The sequence below is a fragment of the Streptococcus fermentans genome (assembly GCF_040888305.1).
In the GTDB taxonomy this organism is placed as follows: Bacteria; Bacillota; Bacilli; order Lactobacillales; family Streptococcaceae; genus Streptococcus; species Streptococcus fermentans.
Map to the genome: position 1 here is coordinate 154,461 of NZ_JBFNFG010000003.1, position 22,040 is coordinate 176,500.

Annotated in this window: 30 protein-coding genes, 1 other RNA gene and 3 pseudogenes; 5 read left to right on the plus strand and 29 right to left on the minus strand. The window is 38.7% G+C overall.

The features are described from left to right. Nucleotides 1-12 precede the first annotated feature (12 nt). The 15 genes from comA to AB2B50_RS04835 all read right to left on the minus strand — a co-directional run bounded on the left by comA (nt 13) and on the right by AB2B50_RS04835 (nt 8,779). Nucleotides 13-2,166, minus strand: coding sequence for a peptide cleavage/export ABC transporter ComA (comA, locus tag AB2B50_RS04765; protein ID WP_075227949.1), 2,154 nt, complete (start codon nt 2,164-2,166; stop codon nt 13-15). Between the two features lie 167 nt (nt 2,167-2,333). Beyond that, the gene (locus AB2B50_RS04770; RefSeq protein WP_049504617.1) at nt 2,334-2,528 is read right to left on the minus strand and encodes a hypothetical protein; all 195 of its coding nucleotides are present in this window, start codon (nt 2,526-2,528) and stop codon (nt 2,334-2,336) included. Beyond that, nucleotides 2,521-2,757: a hypothetical protein gene (locus AB2B50_RS04775; protein WP_320693217.1), complete on the minus strand. Its 237-nt coding sequence runs from the start codon at nt 2,755-2,757 to the stop codon at nt 2,521-2,523. The genes AB2B50_RS04770 and AB2B50_RS04775 overlap by 8 nt, the downstream gene beginning before the upstream one ends. A gap of 106 nt (nt 2,758-2,863) precedes the next feature. Next, a complete protein-coding gene (locus tag AB2B50_RS04780) occupies nt 2,864-3,073 on the minus strand; it encodes a hypothetical protein (RefSeq protein WP_049504581.1) in 210 nt (69 codons plus the stop codon). A 24-nt stretch (nt 3,074-3,097) separates the two neighbouring features. Next, the gene (locus AB2B50_RS04785; protein ID WP_320693295.1) at nt 3,098-3,286 is read right to left on the minus strand and encodes a hypothetical protein; all 189 of its coding nucleotides are present in this window, start codon (nt 3,284-3,286) and stop codon (nt 3,098-3,100) included. A gap of 80 nt (nt 3,287-3,366) precedes the next feature. Next, the gene (locus AB2B50_RS04790) at nt 3,367-3,579 is read right to left on the minus strand and encodes a bacteriocin immunity protein (protein WP_320693274.1); all 213 of its coding nucleotides are present in this window, start codon (nt 3,577-3,579) and stop codon (nt 3,367-3,369) included. A gap of 38 nt (nt 3,580-3,617) precedes the next feature. Beyond that, nucleotides 3,618-3,773 carry a hypothetical protein gene (locus AB2B50_RS04795; protein ID WP_320693272.1) on the minus strand — a complete coding sequence of 52 codons (156 nt, stop codon included), beginning with the start codon at nt 3,771-3,773 and terminating at the stop codon, nt 3,618-3,620. A 210-nt stretch (nt 3,774-3,983) separates the two neighbouring features. Beyond that, on the minus strand, nt 3,984-4,160 hold the full coding sequence (locus AB2B50_RS04800) for a hypothetical protein (protein WP_320693273.1): 177 nt from the start codon (nt 4,158-4,160) through the stop codon (nt 3,984-3,986). A gap of 54 nt (nt 4,161-4,214) precedes the next feature. Then, nucleotides 4,215-4,394: a hypothetical protein gene (locus AB2B50_RS04805; protein WP_320693298.1), complete on the minus strand. Its 180-nt coding sequence runs from the start codon at nt 4,392-4,394 to the stop codon at nt 4,215-4,217. A gap of 56 nt (nt 4,395-4,450) precedes the next feature. After that, nucleotides 4,451-4,630 (minus strand): Blp family class II bacteriocin, encoded by a 180-nt coding sequence (locus AB2B50_RS04810; RefSeq protein ID WP_320692674.1) that lies wholly within the window; start codon nt 4,628-4,630, stop codon nt 4,451-4,453. 208 nt (nt 4,631-4,838) lie between these two features. Continuing rightward, complete coding sequence (locus AB2B50_RS04815; RefSeq protein ID WP_320692675.1) at nt 4,839-5,027, minus strand: class IIb bacteriocin, lactobin A/cerein 7B family; 189 nt, start codon at nt 5,025-5,027, stop codon at nt 4,839-4,841. 584 nt (nt 5,028-5,611) lie between these two features. Beyond that, a complete protein-coding gene (locus AB2B50_RS04820) occupies nt 5,612-5,848 on the minus strand; it encodes an acyl carrier protein (RefSeq protein ID WP_000130002.1) in 237 nt (78 codons plus the stop codon). Nucleotides 5,849-5,853: 5 nt separating this feature from the next. Next, a complete protein-coding gene (plsX, locus tag AB2B50_RS04825; RefSeq protein ID WP_320692676.1) occupies nt 5,854-6,846 on the minus strand; it encodes a phosphate acyltransferase PlsX in 993 nt (330 codons plus the stop codon). Next, nucleotides 6,843-7,613, minus strand: coding sequence for a DNA repair protein RecO (gene recO / locus AB2B50_RS04830; protein WP_320692677.1), 771 nt, complete (start codon nt 7,611-7,613; stop codon nt 6,843-6,845). The genes plsX and recO overlap by 4 nt, the downstream gene beginning before the upstream one ends. Beyond that, a complete protein-coding gene (locus AB2B50_RS04835; protein WP_320692678.1) occupies nt 7,610-8,779 on the minus strand; it encodes a pyridoxal phosphate-dependent aminotransferase in 1,170 nt (389 codons plus the stop codon). Before AB2B50_RS04835 ends, recO begins: the two co-directional genes overlap by 4 nt. A 256-nt stretch (nt 8,780-9,035) precedes the next feature. Between AB2B50_RS04835 and AB2B50_RS04840 the strand changes: the two genes are divergently transcribed. The 4 genes from AB2B50_RS04840 to AB2B50_RS04855 all read left to right on the plus strand — a co-directional run bounded on the left by AB2B50_RS04840 (nt 9,036) and on the right by AB2B50_RS04855 (nt 11,594). Then, entirely contained in the window at nt 9,036-9,203 is a 168-nt protein-coding gene (locus AB2B50_RS04840; protein ID WP_398578192.1) for a hypothetical protein, read from the plus strand. Between the two features lie 268 nt (nt 9,204-9,471). Further along, a complete protein-coding gene (gene relB, locus AB2B50_RS04845; protein ID WP_000213598.1) occupies nt 9,472-9,756 on the plus strand; it encodes a type II toxin-antitoxin system RelB/ParD family antitoxin in 285 nt (94 codons plus the stop codon). Next, nucleotides 9,746-10,099, plus strand: coding sequence for a type II toxin-antitoxin system RelE/ParE family toxin (locus AB2B50_RS04850; RefSeq protein WP_049504560.1), 354 nt, complete (start codon nt 9,746-9,748; stop codon nt 10,097-10,099). The genes relB and AB2B50_RS04850 overlap by 11 nt, the downstream gene beginning before the upstream one ends. 484 nt (nt 10,100-10,583) lie before the next feature. Then, nucleotides 10,584-11,594: a YeiH family protein gene (locus AB2B50_RS04855; RefSeq protein ID WP_049509315.1), complete on the plus strand. Its 1,011-nt coding sequence runs from the start codon at nt 10,584-10,586 to the stop codon at nt 11,592-11,594. A 137-nt stretch (nt 11,595-11,731) separates the two neighbouring features. On the opposite strand, the gene AB2B50_RS04860 is transcribed toward AB2B50_RS04855, so the two are convergent. The 14 genes and pseudogenes from AB2B50_RS04860 to tadA all read right to left on the minus strand — a co-directional run bounded on the left by AB2B50_RS04860 (nt 11,732) and on the right by tadA (nt 20,819). Further along, nucleotides 11,732-12,169 carry a CoA-binding protein gene (locus AB2B50_RS04860; protein ID WP_049503826.1) on the minus strand — a complete coding sequence of 146 codons (438 nt, stop codon included), beginning with the start codon at nt 12,167-12,169 and terminating at the stop codon, nt 11,732-11,734. 135 nt (nt 12,170-12,304) lie between these two features. After that, nucleotides 12,305-13,144 carry a class B sortase, LPKTxAVK-specific gene (srtB, locus tag AB2B50_RS04865; RefSeq protein ID WP_049509171.1) on the minus strand — a complete coding sequence of 280 codons (840 nt, stop codon included), beginning with the start codon at nt 13,142-13,144 and terminating at the stop codon, nt 12,305-12,307. Between the two features lie 74 nt (nt 13,145-13,218). After that, complete coding sequence (gene abpA, locus AB2B50_RS04870) at nt 13,219-13,857, minus strand: amylase-binding adhesin AbpA (protein WP_049526772.1); 639 nt, start codon at nt 13,855-13,857, stop codon at nt 13,219-13,221. Between the two features lie 300 nt (nt 13,858-14,157). Further along, a complete protein-coding gene (locus AB2B50_RS04875; protein WP_000010179.1) occupies nt 14,158-15,126 on the minus strand; it encodes a ribose-phosphate diphosphokinase in 969 nt (322 codons plus the stop codon). A 216-nt stretch (nt 15,127-15,342) separates the two neighbouring features. After that, nucleotides 15,343-15,837 carry a beta-class carbonic anhydrase gene (locus tag AB2B50_RS04880; protein WP_320692679.1) on the minus strand — a complete coding sequence of 165 codons (495 nt, stop codon included), beginning with the start codon at nt 15,835-15,837 and terminating at the stop codon, nt 15,343-15,345. Between the two features lie 147 nt (nt 15,838-15,984). Continuing rightward, nucleotides 15,985-16,680 (minus strand): TIGR00266 family protein, encoded by a 696-nt coding sequence (locus AB2B50_RS04885; protein WP_320692680.1) that lies wholly within the window; start codon nt 16,678-16,680, stop codon nt 15,985-15,987. Nucleotides 16,681-16,750: 70 nt separating this feature from the next. Continuing rightward, nucleotides 16,751-18,142 (minus strand): DNA repair protein RadA, encoded by a 1,392-nt coding sequence (gene radA / locus AB2B50_RS04890; protein ID WP_320692681.1) that lies wholly within the window; start codon nt 18,140-18,142, stop codon nt 16,751-16,753. After that, nucleotides 18,126-18,641 carry a histidine phosphatase family protein gene (locus AB2B50_RS04895; protein ID WP_320692682.1) on the minus strand — a complete coding sequence of 172 codons (516 nt, stop codon included), beginning with the start codon at nt 18,639-18,641 and terminating at the stop codon, nt 18,126-18,128. Before AB2B50_RS04895 ends, radA begins: the two co-directional genes overlap by 17 nt. A gap of 24 nt (nt 18,642-18,665) precedes the next feature. After that, nucleotides 18,666-18,854: pseudogene (locus AB2B50_RS04900) on the minus strand (cysteine hydrolase); the annotation flags it as partial. Further along, nucleotides 18,850-19,011: pseudogene (locus AB2B50_RS04905) on the minus strand (DNA repair protein RadA); the annotation flags it as partial. The pseudogenes AB2B50_RS04905 and AB2B50_RS04900, both read right to left, overlap by 5 nt. Nucleotides 19,012-19,021: 10 nt before the next feature. Further along, the gene (locus tag AB2B50_RS04910; protein WP_045762486.1) at nt 19,022-19,561 is read right to left on the minus strand and encodes a histidine phosphatase family protein; all 540 of its coding nucleotides are present in this window, start codon (nt 19,559-19,561) and stop codon (nt 19,022-19,024) included. 1 nt (nt 19,562) lies between these two features. Next, complete coding sequence (locus AB2B50_RS04915) at nt 19,563-20,006, minus strand: dUTP diphosphatase (RefSeq protein WP_049549421.1); 444 nt, start codon at nt 20,004-20,006, stop codon at nt 19,563-19,565. A 215-nt stretch (nt 20,007-20,221) separates the two neighbouring features. Beyond that, nucleotides 20,222-20,319: signal recognition particle sRNA small type (ffs, locus tag AB2B50_RS04920), an RNA gene on the minus strand. A gap of 32 nt (nt 20,320-20,351) precedes the next feature. Next, on the minus strand, nt 20,352-20,819 hold the full coding sequence (gene tadA / locus AB2B50_RS04925; protein ID WP_049503837.1) for a tRNA adenosine(34) deaminase TadA: 468 nt from the start codon (nt 20,817-20,819) through the stop codon (nt 20,352-20,354). 303 nt (nt 20,820-21,122) lie between these two features. Here tadA and AB2B50_RS04930 point away from each other — a divergent pair. After that, nucleotides 21,123-21,661: pseudogene (locus tag AB2B50_RS04930) on the plus strand (hypothetical protein). Nucleotides 21,662-22,040: the final 379 nt, after the last annotated feature.

The window sequence follows — 22,040 nt, forward strand, 5'->3', positions numbered from 1 at the left end:
CTTTTCTCCTCTCTAACTATTCACCAAGTGGGCATAAAAACCACCCTGAGCCAGTAAATCCATATGTGTACCCTCTTCGACAATCTTGCCCTGATCCAAAACGACAACCTTCTCTGTCCGCTCAGCAATGGTTAAACGGTGGGCGATGAAAATCAAGGTCTTATCCAAAGCCATGAGATTATCGACAATTCGCTTCTCGGTCAAAATATCTAGACTGCTGGTCGCCTCATCCAAGATCAAGACAGGCGCATCAGTCAAGAGAGCACGCGCCAAAGCGATCCTCTGACGTTGCCCACCTGAAATGCCCGCTCCATCCGAAGTCAATTCTGTCTGGTAATTCAGTGGCATGCGCTCAATATCCTCCCGAATCTCTGCCAACTCCACTGCTCTCAAGATATCCTCCTGGGTCGTCCCCTCCTTAGCTCCGAGGAGAAGATTCTCCAAAATCGTTCCGTTAAAGACGTAAGGCTGCTGAGGCAGGTAGTTGATATACTGGCGCAGAGCCTTTTTATCAATCTGATTGAGATTGACACCACCCAGACTAATCTCCCCCTGACTAGGATCATAAAAATTAACCATCATCTTAGCCAAGGTCGTCTTACCCGATCCTGAAATCCCTACAAAAGCCACTTTAGAGCCTTGCGGAATGGTTAGATTGATGTCCGACAAGACATCTCGACCATAGCCATATTTGTAGTGAACCTGCTGGAAATCCATATCTCCTTCTAGCAAGCTCAAATCCGAGACTGTTTTCTTTTCCTCAAACTCAGATGCAACCAGATAAACTTCATTGAGACGGTTATTGGCAACCTGCGCTGTCTGAAGCTTAGTTTGCAGATTGATGATATTTTCCAAAGGATTTGTAAAGTAAATAAGCAAGGTATTATAGGTAATCAACTGGCCCAAACTCATCTTATTATCCATGACTAGGAGAGCCCCCATCCAGAGAATGGCAACATTGAGCAAGAGTTGGGCAAGCTTTTTCAGAGCCTTTTGCTGACTTTCTGCCCGACTGTAGGTAAAAGATTTTTTCAGATAATCTACAAATTCCTTGTCAATCTTTTGGTAGCGTGAACTTTCACTAGTTAAGGACTTGATGGTCTCAATACCATTGATGTCCTCAATGATAGAAGAAGACAGAACCGCATTGGCTTCCATAGTTTCCCGATTCATCTTTTCAAAGGGCTTCATAAAAGCAAAGATAATCACTGTGTAGATAGGAAGGGCTAGTAAACTCATGAAAAAGAGATTGCTATTCTGCGAAAATAGAACTACTGAAATAATCAAGACAGTAGATACATCCAAAAAGATTGACAGAATAGTCGAAGCCAGTGCATCGATGATACTATTTGCATCCGTGAAACGAGACACGATTTCCCCTGTCCGTCGTGTTGCAAAAAAGGACATAGGTAAATGAAAAACGTGCTTGATGTAGGATAAAATCACGTCAATCGACAAGCGTTGCCCCAAAACAAGTAAAAGATACTCCTGGGCATAAGATAAGATTTGCTGAAGGACATAAACGATGACTAGCCCTATCGAAATAATTCCCAGTGTCGAGCGCATCTGATCTGGTACATAAGTATCAATGATAGACTGCAGATAATAAGAACCCACAATGTTAATCAAGGTCACCAAGAGGGTCGCCAAAACAATATTAACAATCAAACCTCGCTGTTTCACTAATATAGGGATAAAGGAAAGCAGACCATTTTTTTGTTCCTTATGAGGCTGATAACTCGGAGATGGTGCCATAAAAATAGTGATTCCTGTCCACTCCTTGGCAAAGCGCTCACGAGAAATCTTGGTCAGCTTAACACTAGGATCTGGATCAGCAATATGAATGTTGTTCTTGTCCTGCCCAGTCACCACATAATAATGGAGCAATTTCCCTTCCTTAAGCACATGAGCCACAAAAGGAAAAGTTACATCCTGCAAATCAAACAAGGTCATGTCCGCCTTTATTGCTCGCGTCTCAAAACCTATCTCCTCAGCAACCTTGACTAAGCCTAAAGCTGTAGTCCCATCCATGGTCGTCTTGGCCAACTCTCGCAAGTGAGCCAGAGAATAATAACTACCATAATAACCAAAGACCATGGCTAATGAAGCCACACCGCAGTCCATCTGGTCTACTTGAGGACGATAATGCCGTTTACTAAATTTCATATCCTACTCCTCTTCCTAACAATCTCCAAAGAAAACTTTATAAGATTATTTTATCCAAACAAAGAAGCAAAAAGAAAATTATTTCTAAAAAAACAATAACTGCACCTGAACAGCACTTTTTCCTACATAAAAATAGGTAGAACAAACATTCTACCTAAAATATATATTTATAAAGATTTCTTTTTCTTCCTAATTCCTTTGTCAATCATGTACAAAACGATAATCGAAAACAGCGGTGGTACAATATAACTCTTTTCACTCATTGTCAGCTGAAATCCCAGAGTTGCTAGTATCTTGAGAATAAACATATTCATCAGAAATAAGAAAAGGAACGTTAGAAAGATTTTTAAAGTCTTATTCATTTCCATCCTGATTATCTTCTTTATCTCTTATTTTCTGGATAGCATGATATTTTACCGCTATGTAAATGATTAAAAAAAGTAGGGGATAAGAGAATAAATCTGAAATTTCCATGAAATTTACACTATACTTTCCTAGCAATAGTTTATAGTCTATTAAAACTTGCATGATAGAAAGTACAATACGTACTAGTAGAAGCAGCCCTAATAATATCACTTCTTTTTTAAACATACGAATATCTTTCTAACTAAAATTAAACTACAGTTCATCAGCTTAATACCCCAACATTCCCCAAGATTGCCCTAATACTGGAGTCACAAAGTTCAAATTCATTTTATCAACCTTTATCACATTTTTCTTCACTTCTATAAAGTAAAATAAATGCCATCCCAAATAGTGAAATCGTAGGTATATCAAAATATTCAAACCATGTAGGTAGATTTATTTTGTTTACATCAGCGACTATTCTAACAATGATATAAACCATCGAACTGCAGCATACAGTAAACTCTAGCCAAGCTTTTTGTAACACTTGAACGACTCTCATCTCAAACTCCAATATGATGGTCCATCAATTTTCAATCTTACTTCCTCTTATTTGATACTTGTACCCTACATAAAACAGACCAAACAGAATTGGATAGTTTTCTGGATAAAACAAGGTATTGATCGGTTTTTTCAAAATCAAATACGTTACAATATAGATAATGACTGACACGATAAAATATCCCTCAGTAAATCCCAATAAAAATTTTTTCATAGCAGACTCCTTTTTATCTGACAAGAATGGCAGAGTTTTTTCGCCGTTCACACGCACAAAATCCTTTTCATTCAGATTCATCATTTATAGTTTGGATTATGTTTTGACAAATCCTTGCAAAAAATCCCAAAATAGCCTGAGGCAATCAATCCAACTAAATACCATTTCCAATCAAAGGATAATAAAGAACCTGTACGAATTACATGAAGTACGAGATTGAAACCTATTGCTACCAAAGGAACTATAGTTGCTAGTTTAGGTAACAATGTATTGAGATCAGTGTTGCGATTCATACTTGATTTTCTTTTATGATTTGCCACAAATTTTTAAATTAACGTCTACTTCCCAAATGACGCCCATACATATAGGTAACGACTCCTAAAACACCCCAAGCTACTGCTGTAGAAGTAGTAACAATGAAACCTCCCTTAGTTACAGCCAAGTCTTCCTCTGTCATAATAGCAAATTTTTTACTCAGTTTCTTCATCTTTCATCTACTCCTTTTTAAATAATACTAGCTAATCCAATAGCTACTCCAACCAAAAGTCCTACTATTCCTGAGGCTGATATAATTATAGCCGAAAATTCTTCTGAGATATTCATTTATTTCTCCATTCTTTTTTAGTTCTTATTTCATTGATAACAACTAAAAGATGATTATTCAATAGCATTTGCCACATACTAATAATAGTTCTCTTTAAACCTTATCTTTACCTGAATCTAAATAACTCATCATCAAAATAAGCATCGAAATAAATAATTCTGTTTGGAAATATTTTTCAACATTAAAGGTGATTACATTTAAATCCCCCAATATGCAAAGCACTCCAAAAATAATTAAAAAGGCTCCCATTACATTTTTTAGATTTTTCATACAAGTTCACTTTTATTCCTTTTTAGTTCAACTTAATGATTAGTTTCTAATAGATCATTTTTTATTTTCTGAATTACACTTATACCCTACATAAAACAGACCAAACAGAATTGGATAGGTTTCTAGATAAAACAAGGTATTGATCGGTTTTTTCAAAATCAAATACGTTACAATATAGATAATGACTGACACGATAAAATAACCTTCAGAAAATCCCGATAAAAAATTTTTTATGACAATCCTATTTAATTTTTAATAGTATGTATCTGATTTCTACAAAGTATTTTATCTTAGCTAAAATAACCCCATACAGCTAGTCCTACAGCAGATATTCCTCCGACAACATACCCCGCAACCTTAATTCCTACCGGAACAGCTACTGCTGCTGCAGGAACTACTCCTCCAGCGACCGTTGCTAATTCATTTTCTGTCATTGCTGTAAAACGACTATCATTTACTAAAATCTCCATTTTTGAATCTCCTTACTCTAATTCACTTTCACTTTAAATATTTCTTTTCTATTAATATAGTATGTCAATACCACTAACAGAATGCAGTTCTCCAATGATACCTTTTCTAAATTAAGTAGAGAATAAATTAATAATATACTGTAAGATATTAAAACAAATCCTACATATATATTTTTCAACATTATATTCATAAAACTCACCTAAAGTTTTATTTCAAATTTTTTCCAACGTGATAAAGTCCTGCTCCTAGCATAATAGCGCCCCCTGTTACAGAAAAACCTTTAAACGCAGCTACTCCAAATGCTACTACTAGTGGTGCAACTCCCCCATCCACTTCCATTAACTCTTCTTCCGTAAGAGCTACAAAGTTCTGTTCCATTTTGTCAAAGTTTGTCATTTGTTTTCTCCTTTATTTTTATAGTTTTTTGTTTGTTATTTTTAACCTTTAAACCATTTTAAAAGCCAAATTGGATAAATAACTGAAATAATCATTTCTAATCTCCTTCCTCTTCTTCTCACTTATCTATTCGAGAAATAATTTTAAAATAAACAGCTAAATCAAATTTATTTTAAAAACCACTTAATTAACCATGGATACATGATCGGCATAAACATGAAGCAATCTCCTTCCTCTTCTTCTCACTTGTCTATTCGAGAAATCATTTTAAAATGAATGAATAAATTTAATTTATTTAAAATACAATTTGATAAACCATGGAAGTAAAATTGGTAAATACATTGATCAGACTCCTTTCCTATTCTTCTTACTTATCTATTCGATAAAATAATTTTAAAATAAACAACTAAGTCAAATTTATTTTAAAAACCACTTGATCAACCACGGATAAAGACCTGTCACATACATCAGCAATCCTCCTTTTTTGTTCTCATCTTTTTATTCGTAAACTCGACTATAAAACTTCAAAATCTTATCTTTTTTCGAGAAACAAAAAAACAACATGACTTGCATGTTGCTTTATGTTAGATTTTATCTTTAATGGCTTTCAATACATCTGCCACACTTTGGAGGTGGTCAATTTCTTCATCACTGATTTCGATTCCGAATTCATCCTCAATGGTTAGTACGAATTCCATCAAATCTACCGAATCAGCATCCAAATCATCCTTCAAGCTCAAGGCCTCTGTGACTACAAAGTCTTCCCCTTGACGTTCTTGGATAATGGTCACGACACGGTCAAATATTTCTTTATCTGTCATATATATTATTCTCCTGAAAATTCACGCGCAGTTTGAGCAACTACGTCTGTTTCTAGCATGGTACGAATCTGACGAATCGTACTATACACAGCCTTGGCATCACTTGAGCCATGAGTCTTAACAACCGGCGCCTTAACACCAAACAAGACCGCACCCCCAACATCTGAATAGTTGAGTTGCTTTTTCAAGCCTTTAAGGCTATCCTTAAGAAGAAGAGCGCCTAATTTAGCTCGCAAACCGCCACCTGTGATAGCATTTTTAAGCAAGCCCATGATTCCCATGGCTGTTCCTTCGATGGATTTTAGCACAGCGTTTCCCGTGAAACCGTCTGCCACGACAACATCTGCAACACCCTCCATCAAATCACGCGCTTCCACATTACCGACAAAGTTCAAACTCTCATCAGCTGCTAGCAAATCATAAGTTTCCTTGCGAAGTGGATCCCCCTTGCTACTCTCTGTCCCATTATTAAGCAAACCAACTCGTGGTTTTGCAATTCCACGAACATTTTTGGCATAGAAAGAACCTAGGATGGCGTATTGATGTAGGTGATGGGCTGTGTTTTCTGCATTGGCACCGAGGTCTAGCATGTCAAAACCTTTCCCATCAACTGTTGGTAAGGTTGACATGAGCCCAGGTCGATCGATGTTCTTGATACGACCCACGATGAAAAATCCTGCCGCAAGCAAAGCACCTGTATTCCCTGCTGATAGCACGGCATCAGCCTCACCATCTTTGACAGCCTTAGCAGCCAATACCATACTGGCATTTTTCTTCTTACGAATGGCTTTTGTCGGTTCATCATCCGAATCAATTTTTTCATCTGTATGGATAATGCTGACGCGTTCTGTAGCTGTTAGATATTGCTTGATTTTGCTTTCGTCTCCGTAAAGTTGAATTTCAATATCTGAAAAGTCAGCAAGAGCTTGATTGACACCCTCAACGATGGCTTGAGGTGCGTAATCGCCACCCATTGCATCTACTGCGATTTTTTTCATTTGTCTTCCTCTTTTAGTAATTGTCCCCAATCAGCTAGGGAATCAATAAATTTCTTTGATTTTAGGTGAATTCCTACGTATTCTTCATAAATTTGATCCATGAACTGACGCAATTCTTGCTTGATTTCAGACTTGAGCGAAATAGTCTCTAAAGTCTCAAAGTTGATAGCTTGAAATTGATTGAGCAGATAGGGAATGTTTGGATTCAGATGACAACGTTTCTCGTCCTCATGGTAATGATCAGGACATATGCAAGCACCATATTTGAAAGAAAAATCAAAGGCCTGACCCACCCGATGGCAAAAAACACACTCATTAAAATTAAGACTAATTCCAAAACGGGTCAAGATCTGAATTTCAAAAATATTGGTCAAAACTTGATAATCTAGCCCCTCTTCCATCAACTCTAAAGTCTTTTGTAAAAAAGCAAATAAGGGAGCGTCTTGGTGATTGTCCTGCAAACTCGCATCAGCCAAAGCTGCCACATAGGTCGCATAGGCCATGACAAAGAGATCACTATTGATTTTTGGAAAGGTCATCACCTCATGATAGTCTTCAATATAACTAAGTCCATCATCATTGATTCGCAAAAGAAAACGAGCCAGCACCAAAGGTTGAATAACTGGAGCCAGTTTGGACTGACCGGCATGTTTGACAAAAAACATCCGCTTGCCGACCTGCTCTGTAAAAATCTTGACTAGCTTGTCATCCTCACGAAAATTACGATTGTAGAGCACCAACCCCTGACTCGTAATAGACTGAATCATGCTTCTCTCATGTACTCCTCAAGACGTTTCATAGCTTCTCTTATGGTTTCCATGCTAGCTGCATAAGACAAGCGCACATAACCTTCTCCATATTGACCAAAAGCTGCACCAGGGATAAAGGCTACAGCCTTCTTGTGGGCAAAATCCTTCAGAAAAGCAAACGAATCTTGATTGTAGCCTGCTGGAATCTTAGCAAAGATATAAAAGGCACCGTCAGGTTTGATAATCTCAAAACCAAGATTAGTCATTTTCTCGATAATGTAGTCCCGACGTTGGATATACTCTTTCTTCATCGGTTCTGCATCGTTCTTACCAGCTGTCAAGGCTTCTACTGCAGCATGTTGAGCCATAGTATTTGCAGCAGTTACCAAATACTGGTGACTCTTGATGAGTTGGGCTGTGAAGTTTGCTGGTGCGAAGATAAAGCCTAAACGCCAACCTGTCATAGCATGTGATTTGGATAGACCGTTAATGATAATGGCCTGATCTCTCAGCATAGTCCCCAAAGATACATGATTTTCCCCTGTATAAGTTAATTCTGAGTAGACCTCATCACAGACAACGAAAACCTCATACTTACGTAAAACGTCTGCCAAGGCTTCCAACTGTTCGCGACTATAAGTAATTCCAGTAGGGTTGGCTGGATAGTTAAGAATAACAGCCTTGAGCTTGTCACCCTGCTCCAGAATTGCCTTCTCCAGCATTTCAGGAGTCAAGACAAAACCATTTTCAGTCGTATCAATCTCAACAATCTCTGCGCCAACTAGATTAACAATTGGTTCATAACCAGGATAGGCAGGAGCTGGCAAGAGAACCTTGTCTCCCTCTTCTAAAATAGCTGTCAAAGTAGCTGATAGAGCCTCTGTCGCACCAATTGTGACCAAAATTTCATTTTCAGGATTATAGTCTAGCTGGTATTTTTCTCTTACAAAATCACTAGCTGCCTGGCGTAAGGTCATCAAACCACTCATCCCTGTATAGTAGGATTGATTTTGGTCAATGGCGCGCTTAGCCGCCTCCTTGACATGGTCTGGAGTTGTAAAGTCAGGCTCTCCCAATGTCAGACGTAGAACCCCAGGAATCTCTGAAATAGCCTGGTCAAACTGACGAATCAAGGAAACTTGAATCTTATCTAATTGTTTATTAAATCGCTTGGTTAAGTCCATAGATACCCTCCTTGCTTAAAGAACATATGTCTATTATACTACAAAAGCTCTCTGACCGCAAAATCACACTAGTATAAGCAACTGATGTATGTTCATTTAAATTCATTACAACACTATGTTTTTAAAATACTCAATGAAAATCTCATGAAACTAGGAATCGAGGTGAAAGCATAACTAAAGTTAGGTAAGCCGAAGATAACAACGTATTAGGAGATTTTCGACGAGTATTGAGAAGTTACGTAAGGAAATAAATCGGATAGGGGTCAATATAAATCAGATCACAAAAAAAGTAAACGAAGATAATCAGGCTAGTCTAAATGAATTTAGTCAGATTCTTGAATTGCAGAAACATTTGAAAGATACAGTCAGACAATTTATTCAAAAACAAGAAAATCAAACACAGGTACAGGACAGATGGTTGTAATAAGAATTATTGTTGATATTCTCTCTTATCTATCCTAAACTTATAACTAAGGATAAGATGATGTCGAGTGACTAGTAACAGTTTGCTCAAATGTTGCTGATGATTCAGGTTCAGGTTCGGCACTACCTTCAGCTTTAGGTTGTAAAGAACCCGCTCCACCACTGGTCCTATTCGTTTCACTCTTGGAGTATATTCAAGAGTTTTTTTCTTGCAAAAAAAGTTCAAAAAATATATACTGGATATACACGATATAGAACGGAGATATACCATGACTACATCACTTGTTAAGCAATACAATTTTAAAATCAATGAGTTAGCAATGGAACAAGCTAGAGCCATTATCAAGGAAAAAGGAATGACCATGACGGATGCTATCACTCTTTTTATAGAGCAGATTGTCCTCGAACAGGACTTGCCAATCAAGACTGCAGAAGATTTACACCGTGAACAGTTGATTGAGGAATTACAAGCTCAATCCGAACGAGCCTTAAGAGAATATGAAGCAGGAAAAGGGACTTCCCTAGATAGTATGAGGGCACGCTATGGCTTATAAAGTTATTATTTCTGATGAAGTGAGCCAAGCTATTGACAGTATTCATGATTACATCACTACTGTTCTTTTATCACCTCAGTCTGCTAAAAATACTGTGGGTAAAATTTTAGATGGCTTAAAAAGTTTAGAAGTCTTTCCTGAGGCTGGTTTTGACGCCGATGAAAAAATTGGTGTAAAGATTAATAGTAAGTACCCTACACGAGGAAAAATTATCGGTCAGTATGTCTTACTCTACTTCATCGACCAAAAACGAAACACTGTTTTTTTATCTCACCTATTCCACATAAAAAGCGACTATGTCACTTTGCTACAAAATGGTAATAAAAAAAGCTCAACTGATTGAGACATCTTTCTTTATTTTATAAACTCCGAAACCTTAATTTATGGTACCGTCTTGGTTTAACAATACGCTGTATATATAATATTTTACAGCTACTTTTTCTTTAGAAACGTTGATTTAATAAGGATTTAAATATTACAGAGTATACCTTTGTAAAATACGGTTTTGCTAATCTTCGTTACAACTATTCTAGCACCATTATTGATTACTAGATCGTAATGTCATTTCTGAGTGGATAGTCAGAAAGTGGCTAGACAAGCGCGACAAAAAAATATAACCTGAGTTTAGTTTTAATATGACTAGATAAACAGAAATACCAGAGGTGGAGCTCTGGTATTTCTGTTTTTGCCAAGACTTCGTTACAGTTCTTGTACAGCTATTATCACATAAATTTGAGAAACTTGTCAAATAATTATTAAACTTTACTTTCTCTTTACTTTTCTTCGAGACAAGACTATAATAAGAAGTGCTTATTTCGGAGGTTTTTATGTCATTTCTATCAAAAAATGGGGCAGGACTTTTAGTCTGTCTTATCATTTCCATCATCTCTTGGACCTTAGGGAGCTTCTTGCCTGTTGTCGGGGCACCTGTCTTTGCCATCTTTATTGGCATGATTCTCCACCCATTTCTCACTTCCTATACACAACTGGAAGCCGGCTTGACTTATAGCTCCAAAAAACTGCTTCAGTATGCTGTTATCTTGCTTGGGTTTGGACTCAATATCTCTCAAGTTTTTGCAGTAGGAAAATCTTCGCTCCCTGTCATTCTATCCACCATTTCTATAGCCTTGATTGTTGCCTATCTTTTCCAGCGCTTTTTTGACCTAGATACAAAGCTAGCTACCTTGATCGGTGTTGGTTCCTCTATCTGTGGCGGTTCTGCCATTGCAGCGACTGCTCCTGTCATCCATGCCAAGGAAAAAGAAGTCGCACAAGCCATTTCTGTTATCTTTTTCTTCAATGTCTTGGCAGCTCTTATCTTCCCAACTCTAGGAACCTGGCTCCATCTTTCCAACGAAGGCTTTGCTCTCTTTGCAGGAACTGCGGTCAATGATACTTCCTCTGTAACAGCCACTGCCAGCGCCTGGGATAGTCTTTACCAGTCCAATACTCTCGAAGCTGCCACCATTGTCAAATTGACCCGTACCCTAGCTATTATCCCTATCACTCTCTTCCTCTCTTACTGGCAAAGTCGTCAACAAGGAAACAACCAAGGGGTAAAACTTAAAAAAATCTTCCCTGTTTTCATTCTCTACTTCATCCTAGCTTCTCTGCTAACCACCGTCCTTACTTCCTTCGGTGTCAGCAGCAACTTCTTTGCACCTCTCAAACAACTGTCTAAATTCTTCATCATCATGGCCATGAGCGCTATCGGCCTCAAAACCAACCTCATCGCTATGATTAAGTCCAGCGGTAAATCCATTCTTCTTGGTGCCCTCTGCTGGATTGCCATCATCCTGACTAGTCTCGGGATGCAGACCCTTATCGGTATTTTCTAATACTCTTCGAAAATCAAATTCAAACCACGTCAACGGCGCCTTGCCGTACTCAAGTACAGCCTGCGGCTAGTTTCCTAGTTTGCTCTTTGATTTTCATTGAGTATAACACAAAAGGTAGCCCGCAAGCTACCTTTTTTTTATTGTTCAAGAATTAAGCGTGTATGTTCTCTCTTAATACAACGGTTCATCACGATATCATCGCAACCTCCAGCACGCAAGATTTCTTCTGCTTCTAGACTTTCAAGTCCTAGTTGCGCCCAGAAAATCTTAGCATCAGCCTTGAGAAAATCTCGTGCCACATCTGGTAGAAACTCACTACGACGATAGACATTAACGATATCTACAGGGAAAGGAATATCAGCTAGACTGGCATAAGCCTTTTCTCCCAAGATTTCCCCACCTGCAGCCTTAGGGTTTACTGGTATGATTTTATAGCCACGAGCCTGCATTTCCTTTGTCACTCGATTGCTAGTTGTTTCCTCACGGTCAGACAAGCCCACTACTGCTAGAGTCTTACTGGTTTCTAGATACTGACGGATTACGCCATCACTTGGATTGATAAATTCTTGAGTCATAAAAACCCTCCTTTTTCATCAGTATAGCATATTTTGAAAGGGTTTGCAGAAATTTACTATAAAATCAAAAAATCCTCCCAAAATTAAACAATTTCATTCAATTTGAGGAGGATTCATAAAAATTTTATTTAAAGATTATTCTCTTGTTGGTTTATACTGAAGGCTTTCTCCATGTTGTTTGACAAAGTCACTCATCTCTGAGTCAGGAATTTGTCGAAGGTAGAGATTGGCACGAATCGTATCATCTTCTTCACGACAAGTAGAAAGAACAAGATATTTATCCTTAGCTGATACCTTAACATTTGGTTTCTTAACCTCTGCAGTATCATAAATAATATTTAGCTGTTTCTCAAAATCCGCATCATCATCAAAAGAAGTACGGTAAAAAGCTGTTTCTTCTGGAACAATAATCATAGCAACAGCTTCATAATAATACTTTCTCTCTGGAGTTTCAATGACTACATAAGGATGTGCATCAAAATATTCTTGGCGACTGAAGTAATTCACATCTTTAAACATACGGTGGTCAGCCACTTTACTACCACGAGCGTGACCAAATAACCAAGTCAATCGATCGCTAAAATCCTTCTTGTTATCGGCGTCCATAAAGACTGCCCCCATTAAAGGCTCATTAACGCCATCAAAGCGCTTATCTAAATAAGTCGCATTATCCGTTGTTTGAACAACTGGTTCATCTAACTGGGTACCAGGAATATATACGTAACCAACCGTCTCAGAGTTTGTTGCAAGCAAGCCTTTAAATTTATTTGCGAGGTATTCCTTTTCTTCTGCGCTAGCAGTATAGGCTTGTTTTGGAGCTTCCTGAGTAACCTTTGCATCATTTTGCTTATCTCCACTTGGAGCTAGGAAGCTTTTATAGATAAAGAAGCCTCCCAAAGCAACGATAGCTACTGCAACGATTGAAGCAATTATTTTAGTAATTGGTGATTTCTTTGTCGTAGAACGTCTACTCATCTTTTCCTCCCTCTTTTTTTACCAAAAAAATCACTGAAACCAAGTTTCAGTGATTGGCTACTTTTTAAATAAAATTATTTAGCAGCGTGTGTTTTTGGAAGAGCTTTTTTAGCTTCTTTTGCTCCAGCTTTTTTAGCTGCAGCGTCTGCTTTTTTAGCTTGGTCTGCTGCACCTGGTTTACCATCTTCTGGTTTAGTTGCAGCTTGATCAGCTGCTGCTTGGTCTGCTGATGCAGCTGTACCTGTTTGGTTAGCTTGGTCTTCAGCGATACGAGTTGGGTTAGGTTTGTTATCTTCAACACCAGTTGGGTCGTTCCAGTAGTTACCTTGAGCTTTAGCTGCGTTACGGTATGTTTCTTGCAAGTATTGGATTGCACGGTTACGTTGTGAATTTGTTGCGTCAGCCAAAACTTCATCAAGGTTAGCTTTAGCAGTTGCTACAGCTTTTTCATGAGTGTGACCAACGATTGCTTGAGCTTTAGCAAGTTCTGCACGAGCTGCAATCACTGAAGGTTCTTTTTCAACAGCTGCTGCGATATCTTCTGGGTGAGCTTCTACGTATGCATAAGCTTGATCTGCAATATCACGTTCAGAAACATATTTCTTTTGGATCAATTGGTTAGAAGAAGCTGGGTTTTCTCCTTGTGCAAAAACTGGAGCTGCTGCTGAGAATACTGCAAGAGCTGCTACTGATGCCAATAAAACTTTTTTCATTGTTTTATCTCCTCTTTAAGTTTAATTTTAATTATAAGGATAATCCTTATTACCTCAAATTATATCACATATATTAGAGTTGTCAAGATATTTCTTAAACTTTTTTTAAAATTTCTGGTAAAAAACGAGTAAAATTTATTATATTCTTAAAAAACAAGCAATATTCTCGAAAGATTAAGGAAAAAAATGGACTAAAAAACGAACAATTAGTGAAATTTTCACATTTTTCTGATCTAATTAAGAAAACTCCCAACAAGGTCTATCACTTTGTTAGGAGTTTTGTCTGATCCAACGAATTCGTTAGATTTTTTTCTCAATACTAAATAATGGAGATAGAGGACGTTTTTCATGGATACGGATGATAGCATCTGCTAAGAGATGAGCAATAGAGATTTGCTCAATCTTATCAATTAAACGCTCTTCTGGTAGGTAGATAGTATCCAAAACAACTAATTTTTTAATAGCTGATTTTTGGATATTATCCATAGCAGGCCCTGAAAGAACTGGGTGCGTACAACTTGCGTAAACTTCGACAGCACCAGCTTCTGCAAGAGCATCCGCCGCATGGCAAATAGTTCCAGCTGTATCGATCATATCGTCAATCAAGATACAAGTCTTGCCTTCTACCTTACCAATGATGTTCATCACTTCACTAGTATTCATCTTGTCCACGCTACGACGTTTATCAATAATGGCAATCGGAGTTTTCAAAAACTCTGCCAATTTACGAGCACGAGTCACCCCACCATGGTCCGGACTGACAACCACATAGTCAGAACCAACCATGCCACGACGCTCAAAGTAGTCTGCAATCAAAGGAGCACCCATCAAGTGATCGACAGGAATATCAAAAAATCCCTGAATCTGTGCAGCATGCAAGTCAATCGTCAACAAACGATCCACTCCAGCCACTTCTAGCATATTTGCCACAAGTTTTGAAGTGATTGGCTCACGCGCTCTCGCCTTTCTATCCTGACGTGCATAGCCATAGTAAGGCATAACAACGTTGACAGATTCTGCACTGGCACGTTTCAAAGCATCTACCATAATCAAAATTTCTAGCAGATTGTCATTTACAGGTGAGCTAGTTGATTGTAAGATAAAGACGTGTTTTCCACGGATTGATTCTTCGATATTAACTTGAATTTCTCCATCTGAAAATTGACGTACGGTCGATTTTCCCAACTCTATTCCAATCTCTTGCGCCACACGCTCTGCCAATTCTCTATTTGAAGAAAGGGCAAACAGCTTTAAATCAGAAAAAGACATGATTTCCTCCAGTATTTATGTATCACTTGTGTTTTTTCACAACATTTTTCCAACTACCATTGTAGCGCTTTTTTCTTGATTTTTCAATAAAAAATAAGACAAGAATGGACATTTATCCCCTTGTCTTGTGCTCATTTATATTCCTTATATTCAAGCTGAAATGTGACAACTTAGACATTCTATCTCATAGGAAGATAGGAACTCACAAAGGAAAAGTTAGTATACCTCTCTCATACTGCCTGTATCTACATCATAAACAGCCCCTGAAATAACCACATCATCTGGAATCAATAGGCATTCTCGAAGTAACTGCATATCTTCTCTCACGCTCTCCTCAACATCTTGAAAAGGGAGAAAATCTTGACCCGAGACATCAACCCCTAATTCAGTTTTTAAATGTTCTTGAAACTCTTCGTTTTGAAATGTCTGAGCACCACAGTCTGTATGATGAAGAACCACAATCTCTCTTGTTCCCATTTGTTGCTGAGAAATCACGAGTGAGCGAATCATATCGTCTGTCACTCGACCGCCCGCATTCCGTAAAATGTGAGCATCTCCAAGTGCTAACCCCAAAGCTTGTGCAACGTGCAGACGTGAGTCCATACAAGTCACAATGGCTACTCTTGTTTTCGGCTTGATTGGCAGATTTAACTGCCCATGCAAGGCAACATAAGCCTGGTTGGCTTGCATAAACTGTTCAAAATACGACACGATTTCCCCCTTAAAAATTTGATAATCAAATATTTCTCCTATCTTATCATTTTTAAGAGTATTTGTCAGCTGTCAACCTTCATGTAAAAAAAAACTGGGACAGAGACATCCAGCATCTAGCTTGAGTTTCTGTCCTAGTCTTTATAGTTATGAACCTTTTTGAATATATTTGTCAAGGGAGCCTGCAAAGCTCTGAAGATTTAGACTTTGTACATAGACCTCACCGGTACCTCGGAAGGTGTTCACCACTCCTTCACCTGTACCGATAGACTGCCAGAAGCCATTTTCTAAGTGGATATTATAGTCTAAAGATTGACTCCAAGCTACCACATGGGCATTGTCGATCGTTATTTCTTGGTTTTGCAGCTCAATTTTCTTAATAGAACCAAAAGCATTGGCCAAAAGAGTTCCCTGACCTTGGGTAGTCATCACAAAAAAACCACCTTGCCCTCCGAACAGAGCTTTTCCAATAGATTGACGTTCCATTGTATAGAAGGCCGTACCATCAAGAGCTAGAAAGGCCCCATCATTCAATCGGTACTGCTTTTCGCCTAGCTCAAGAGCAATCACTTGACCAGGAGTATCTGGTGCTAGAGCAAGGTTGGCATTGTCAGACTCTGCAACAGCTTGAGTAATGAAGGTACTTTCTCCAGAGACCATCGAACGCCCTACGGCTTTGACAAATCGTCCCAAACCAGAACCGCTAGCATTGAGCTGGGTATTGAGACTTACATTGGGTGTATGGTAGACCATGCTACCGCGCTGGATAAAGACTGTTTCTCCTTGATTGAGTGACAACTCTACCAAAGGGAACTGCATTTGACTATCCATAGAAAATTTCATCAGAAATTCCTCCTTGTTTTAATAAATGTTAGCAATAAAATAATGAGTCATCTAAAACTGACCATAACTATTAAGAGAATACTTTTTTCAAGACTTCCTGAATAGTCGTCACTCCAATCACCTGAATTTCCTTAGGTGGCTTGATACCCGTCAAGGAATTTTTCGGTACATAGATCTTTGTAAATCCAAGTTTAGCAGCTTCATTTATCCGTTGCTCGATACGATTGACCCGTCGGATTTCTCCTGTTAGACCCAATTCTCCCACAAAACATTCCTGAGGATTGGTTGGCTTGTCCTTGTAGCTCGATGCAATAGCAACCGCAACTGCCAGGTCAATAGCAGGCTCATCCAATTTGACACCACCAGCAGATTTGAGATAAGCATCCTGATTTTGGAGAAGCAAACCTGCCCGTTTCTCCAAAACAGCCATAATCAGACTTGCACGATTGAAATCAAGGCCTGTTGTAGTCCTCTTGGCATTTCCAAACATAGTCGGTGTCACCAAGGCCTGTACCTCTGCTAAAATCGGACGCGTCCCTTCCATAGTCACCACGATAGACGAACCAGTTGCTCCATCTAAACGTTCTTCTAGGAAAACTTGACTCGGATTGAGTACCTCAACCAATCCGCCCGACTGCATCTCAAAAATCCCAATCTCATTTGTCGAACCAAAACGGTTCTTGACCGCTCTTAGAATCCGGAAGGTATGGTGGCGTTCCCCCTCAAAGTAAAGAACCGTATCCACCATATGCTCCAACATACGAGGACCCGCCAAGGTTCCTTCCTTGGTCACATGCCCTACAATAAAGATGGCAATGTTATTGGTTTTGGCCAGCTGCATGAGTTCTGCAGTCACCTCACGCACCTGAGACACAGAACCTTGAACTCCAGAAATCTCAGGAGACATGATGGTCTGGATAGAGTCGATGATGAGAAAATCTGGCTGAATTCTCTCTATTTCTGCCCGCATGCTCTGCATATTGGTCTCTGCATAGAGATAAAACTCGCTATCAATATCACCTAAACGCTCTGCACGGAGTTTGATTTGCTGAGCAGACTCCTCCCCACTGACATAGAGAACTGTCCCTACTTGAGACAGCTGGGTTGAGACTTGTAAGAGAAGGGTTGATTTTCCAATACCTGGATCTCCACCAATGAGGACGAGACTCCCTGGTACCACACCCCCACCGAGTACACGGTTGAACTCCTCCATTTCGGTCTTTGTTCGATTGACATTGATGGAGGTCACTTCAGCCAGTTTCATAGGCTTGGTTTTCTCCCCTGTCAAGGACACACGCGCATTTTTGACCTCGGCAACCTCAACCTCTTCTACAAAGGAGGACCAAGCTCCACAATTGGGGCAACGTCCTAGATACTTAGGTGAATTGTACTCACAATTTTGACACACAAATGTCGCTTTTTTCTTTGCGATGATAAACCTCTTTCTATATCTCCAACTCACACTCAATCACTTGGCAAAAATCAATCTTCTCATTTTTCACAAACTGCCGTATCAGCATTCGATGAGTGACAACAACGACTGTCTGATAGTCTCGATACTTGCCCATAGATTCTAGAAACCGAGACCTCATTTCCTCAGCTGTCTCATATTGAATAGGACTATTGGAAAGTAACTCCCCATTATTTTCTAGAAACAGGTGCCTAGCCTCTTCAAATCTATCGATACCCGATTCATAGACCTGCCATTCATGCAACAATGGCGCCACTCTCAAAGGAAGGCCAGTAGCACAGGATACATAAAAAGCCGTTTCTAAAGCTCGCGTCACTGCAGAAGACACCAAGATATCAGCTGAGCCAAACAAAGGATTTTTGCAAAGTTCCTGAGCTTGTTGTCTTCCTTTCTCAGATAAGGGTGCCAAATCTATCCCGAATCCAGTATAGGAACGCTCCTCTAACTCACGGTAATTTGGCTCCCCGTGACGGATAAAAATAATTTTCATATTAAGATCCCCATAAAACTATTAATTCTCCTTGGTAGCTGCCAAAACGGAAGCCTTAACACAGCCATTGCCATCTACCCCTATAAACTCTATGCTTTTAGCACCGTTTTCCTCTAAATCTGGATTAGTAAAGCAAGAAGCCCGACGCTTCTCAAAGATACGAGAAGATACAAGCAGCAAGCCGGTCGCAAATTTCTTCTTTCTGTCTTTTCTCCCCCGTCAAGGACACACGCGCATTTTTGACCTCTGCAACCTCAACTTCCTCCACAAAAGAAGACCAAGATCCACAGTTAGGACAACGCCCCAGATATTTAGGGGAATTATATTCACAATTTTGACACACAAATGTCGCCTTTTTCTTTGCGATGATAAACCTCTTTCTAAATCTCTATCTCACATTCAATCACTTGGCAAAAATCAATCTTCTCATTTGGTACAAACTGGCGCATCAGCATTCCGTGAGTTACAATGATAATAGTTTTATAATTTTTATATTTTTCCAAAGCACTTAAAAAACGATGACGCATCTCTAGACCAGTTTCATAGCGATAAGGAGAATCTTCAGATAAACCTCCTTGATGTTTTAGATAATATTCATGAGCTACCAATACACTAGTTAAATCAGAGTTAGTACCATCTAAGTCTGGACGCCACTCATGAAAAAACGGCTCCACAAATAAATCCAATCCTGTTTCAACCGCTATATAATGTGCTGTTTCTAAAGCCCTCGTCACAGACGATGAAATAATAATCTCTGCCTTTCCAAAACATGCAGTTTTAGCAACTTCTTTTGCCAGACTGCGACCTTTTCCTGTCAATGGTGCTAAATCACGACCAAAACCACTATAGAGTTGCGGATTTTCAAGTTTATCAAGCATACTATAATCTGGCTCCCCGTGACGTACAAAGATAATCTTCATCTTAGTGCCCAGTTGATCCAAATCCACCAGTCCGAACACCATCTGCCGCATCGCCATCCGCAATCAAAAATGGAGCAAAGACAGCCTGAACCACGCGTTCCCCAACTTCAAGAATCACTTCTTGATCAGTAATGTTCTTCATCTGTGCAAAGATATGCCCTTCATTTCCTGGGTTACCATAATAATCTCCATCAATGACACCCACAGAGTTAATCAAAACCAAGCCCTTTTTACGAGGGTTTGAAGAACGATCATAGAGGTAGAGAACCTCTGTCGGCTGCATATAGGCCTTGACTCCAGTTGGGACGAGGACAATTTCTCCTGGAGCAATGACTGTACGCTCCGCAACCTTTAAATCATAACCAGCCGCATGCGCTGTCTCACGCTTTGGTAGCAAATTTTCATCTGTAAAACTAGAAACTAGTTCAAAACCACGAATTTTCATAATCTTCTCTTTTCTATTATCATTTATTCTAGGCTATTTTATCTTATTTATTCGAAAAAAGCACGAAAAATCTTCTATATAAAATAAAGAAAAGTGTCCTATCAAAAAGCAAACAATAAAATCATACAAAAAAATTTAAAGATATTTCAAATGTCCCTTATTTTCCCTCTTATTAACAAACTCATTCCTATTTCGCCATACTTAAACTATTTTCTTTAAAGTACAAAAAAAGAGCACACAATTCACATCGCTTAGGGCTGCTGGATTCCTCCCCTGACCCGCTTCACGCAGAACTGTTGCTCCATTAGTCATTATACCACATTTCCAAAGATTTTAAAAGAGAAATTATTTTTTCCGTCGATTTCTGAAAAATTCCTGCATAATGCCTGCACATTCACTCTCTAAAATCCCTGTTTCAACCTCTACACGATGATTGAGGCGCTCATCTGTCAAGATATCATACAGACTCCCAGCGGCGCCAAATTTCTGATTTTTAGCCCCATAAACTACCTTAGGGATACGAGCAAGCCCAATCGCCCCACTACACATAACGCAGGGCTCTATAGTAACAAAAAGTGTGCAATCCAACAAACGCCAGCTCTCTTCCCTCAGATTCGCATTCTCGATGGCCATAATTTCCGCATGCATGACTGCACGTTGCAACTCCTCACGTGCATTGTGCCCCCGACCAATGATTTCTCCATCCTTTACAATTACACAACCAATTGGAATTTCATCATGCTCTAAAGCAATCTCCGCCTCCTTTAAGGCCTCTCTCATAAATGCTTCTTTTTCTTCAACTGTATAATCCATAACATCTCTCTTTTCTCGCCTATCAATTCTATCATTATAGCATGTTTTCCTAGACAAAAAAAGAGCTCTATAATATTTGCAGAAACCAACTTTAGATAGTATTCAATCTCTGGTTTGTAGAAATAATGTTATAAAAAGAGTATAATAGTAGCAAAATTTAGAGAAACACTAGAAATCATGAACTGAGAGTAATGGAGACAACTGATACAGAATGTCCAGATCTGTCGGAAGATTTTTAACTATAAGTCTCCAAGAGATGATTATCCTGAAATTTAAATAATAAACAAGATGAAAGGGTAAATAATGAAATTAGAATTTTTACAGGATGAACCAAAACTTACCTTGATGTTTCCATATAAAGATACATTTAATAGAGTAGGGGGACCATCCATGATATCTATATCTGTTATGATTCTCTGGATTCTGAAGCGTCTGATGACTTACAATACTGATTTTGCAGACAAGATTGTTATAGCGGTAGCGCTGATTTATGCTCCCCTCCTTATATGGTTTATGGGGTATTATCTCTTCATAATGGAGTACAATTAGAAATTTATAAAAACAATATTGTTCAGTATTATACCTATAGCAGTAGAGGCCACAGCCTATTACATTATCAATTTGGACTTCAAGATATCGAACAAATAACCATTAAAAAGCGTTCTTTTAATTGCGTAAAGTTAAGCATAAAAATTAGAAATCCTATTTTTTTAGAAGGACATGAAAAAAAACTAAATAAGCTAGTCAGTGTCAGTATCATCACAGACAAACTAAAAGCAGATGCTTTTATGCACGAAATGAAGCAATTTCAAAGTGATAAATCAGATAATCAAGTAAGCTGATTCAGAAAAAATTCAAGTTTATCTAACTTACAAATTCTCAAGAAAATAGTTCACTGAAGAGGCTGGGATCAGAAATCCCAACCTCATTTTTTCTTAGTTATGCGCCTTTGATGTGATGGCAAATTGAACGATTTGTTGGTATTTGAGAATTCAAAAAGCTTCTTTTACCAAAACTTCTTTTCTCCATTCACAACCTTAACTAATTTACCAAAATGTTGAAAACTCGTAGATTTGGGGCTACCAAATCAAGACTTAATCTAGAGACTTAATGCCCACTGTTTTTTTCTTCAACTGAAAAAAAAGCCACCGAATGCGGTGACTTTATAGGGAGATTATTATGAAAAAGAAAAGTTTAGGATATTTGTTACAACAAGTTAGG

Excerpts from the sequence above, each read along its gene's own strand:
- comA (WP_075227949.1), bottom strand. The coding sequence starts at position 2,166 with ATGAAATTTAGTAAACGGCATTATCGTCCTCAAGTAGACCAGATGGAC.
- AB2B50_RS04895 (WP_320692682.1), bottom strand. The coding sequence starts at position 18,641 with ATGAAAATTATTTTTATCCGTCACGGGGAGCCAAATTACCGTGAGTTA.
- AB2B50_RS04820 (WP_000130002.1), bottom strand. The coding sequence starts at position 5,848 with ATGACAGATAAAGAAATATTTGACCGTGTCGTGACCATTATCCAAGAA.
- AB2B50_RS04855 (WP_049509315.1), top strand. The coding sequence starts at position 10,584 with ATGTCATTTCTATCAAAAAATGGGGCAGGACTTTTAGTCTGTCTTATC.
- AB2B50_RS04860 (WP_049503826.1), bottom strand. The coding sequence starts at position 12,169 with ATGACTCAAGAATTTATCAATCCAAGTGATGGCGTAATCCGTCAGTAT.
- abpA (WP_049526772.1), bottom strand. The coding sequence starts at position 13,857 with ATGAAAAAAGTTTTATTGGCATCAGTAGCAGCTCTTGCAGTATTCTCA.
- AB2B50_RS04780 (WP_049504581.1), bottom strand. The coding sequence starts at position 3,073 with ATGAGAGTCGTTCAAGTGTTACAAAAAGCTTGGCTAGAGTTTACTGTA.
- AB2B50_RS04795 (WP_320693272.1), bottom strand. The coding sequence starts at position 3,773 with ATGAAGAAACTGAGTAAAAAATTTGCTATTATGACAGAGGAAGACTTG.
- AB2B50_RS04800 (WP_320693273.1), bottom strand. The coding sequence starts at position 4,160 with ATGAAAAATCTAAAAAATGTAATGGGAGCCTTTTTAATTATTTTTGGA.
- AB2B50_RS04915 (WP_049549421.1), bottom strand. The coding sequence starts at position 20,006 with ATGAAAATTCGTGGTTTTGAACTAGTTTCTAGTTTTACAGATGAAAAT.
- relB (WP_000213598.1), top strand. The coding sequence starts at position 9,472 with ATGACTACATCACTTGTTAAGCAATACAATTTTAAAATCAATGAGTTA.
- AB2B50_RS04790 (WP_320693274.1), bottom strand. The coding sequence starts at position 3,579 with ATGAATCGCAACACTGATCTCAATACATTGTTACCTAAACTAGCAACT.
- AB2B50_RS04875 (WP_000010179.1), bottom strand. The coding sequence starts at position 15,126 with ATGTCTTTTTCTGATTTAAAGCTGTTTGCCCTTTCTTCAAATAGAGAA.
- AB2B50_RS04910 (WP_045762486.1), bottom strand. The coding sequence starts at position 19,561 with ATGAAGATTATCTTTGTACGTCACGGGGAGCCAGATTATAGTATGCTT.
- AB2B50_RS04885 (WP_320692680.1), bottom strand. The coding sequence starts at position 16,680 with ATGAAATTTTCTATGGATAGTCAAATGCAGTTCCCTTTGGTAGAGTTG.
- plsX (WP_320692676.1), bottom strand. The coding sequence starts at position 6,846 with ATGAAAAAAATCGCAGTAGATGCAATGGGTGGCGATTACGCACCTCAA.
- AB2B50_RS04770 (WP_049504617.1), bottom strand. The coding sequence starts at position 2,528 with ATGAATAAGACTTTAAAAATCTTTCTAACGTTCCTTTTCTTATTTCTG.
- AB2B50_RS04785 (WP_320693295.1), bottom strand. The coding sequence starts at position 3,286 with ATGAAAAAATTTTTATTGGGATTTACTGAGGGATATTTTATCGTGTCA.
- recO (WP_320692677.1), bottom strand. The coding sequence starts at position 7,613 with ATGATTCAGTCTATTACGAGTCAGGGGTTGGTGCTCTACAATCGTAAT.
- tadA (WP_049503837.1), bottom strand. The coding sequence starts at position 20,819 with ATGGATTATACAGTTGAAGAAAAAGAAGCATTTATGAGAGAGGCCTTA.
- AB2B50_RS04775 (WP_320693217.1), bottom strand. The coding sequence starts at position 2,757 with ATGTTTAAAAAAGAAGTGATATTATTAGGGCTGCTTCTACTAGTACGT.
- AB2B50_RS04850 (WP_049504560.1), top strand. The coding sequence starts at position 9,746 with ATGGCTTATAAAGTTATTATTTCTGATGAAGTGAGCCAAGCTATTGAC.
- AB2B50_RS04815 (WP_320692675.1), bottom strand. The coding sequence starts at position 5,027 with ATGACAAACTTTGACAAAATGGAACAGAACTTTGTAGCTCTTACGGAA.
- AB2B50_RS04835 (WP_320692678.1), bottom strand. The coding sequence starts at position 8,779 with ATGGACTTAACCAAGCGATTTAATAAACAATTAGATAAGATTCAAGTT.
- AB2B50_RS04810 (WP_320692674.1), bottom strand. The coding sequence starts at position 4,630 with ATGGAGATTTTAGTAAATGATAGTCGTTTTACAGCAATGACAGAAAAT.
- srtB (WP_049509171.1), bottom strand. The coding sequence starts at position 13,144 with ATGAGTAGACGTTCTACGACAAAGAAATCACCAATTACTAAAATAATT.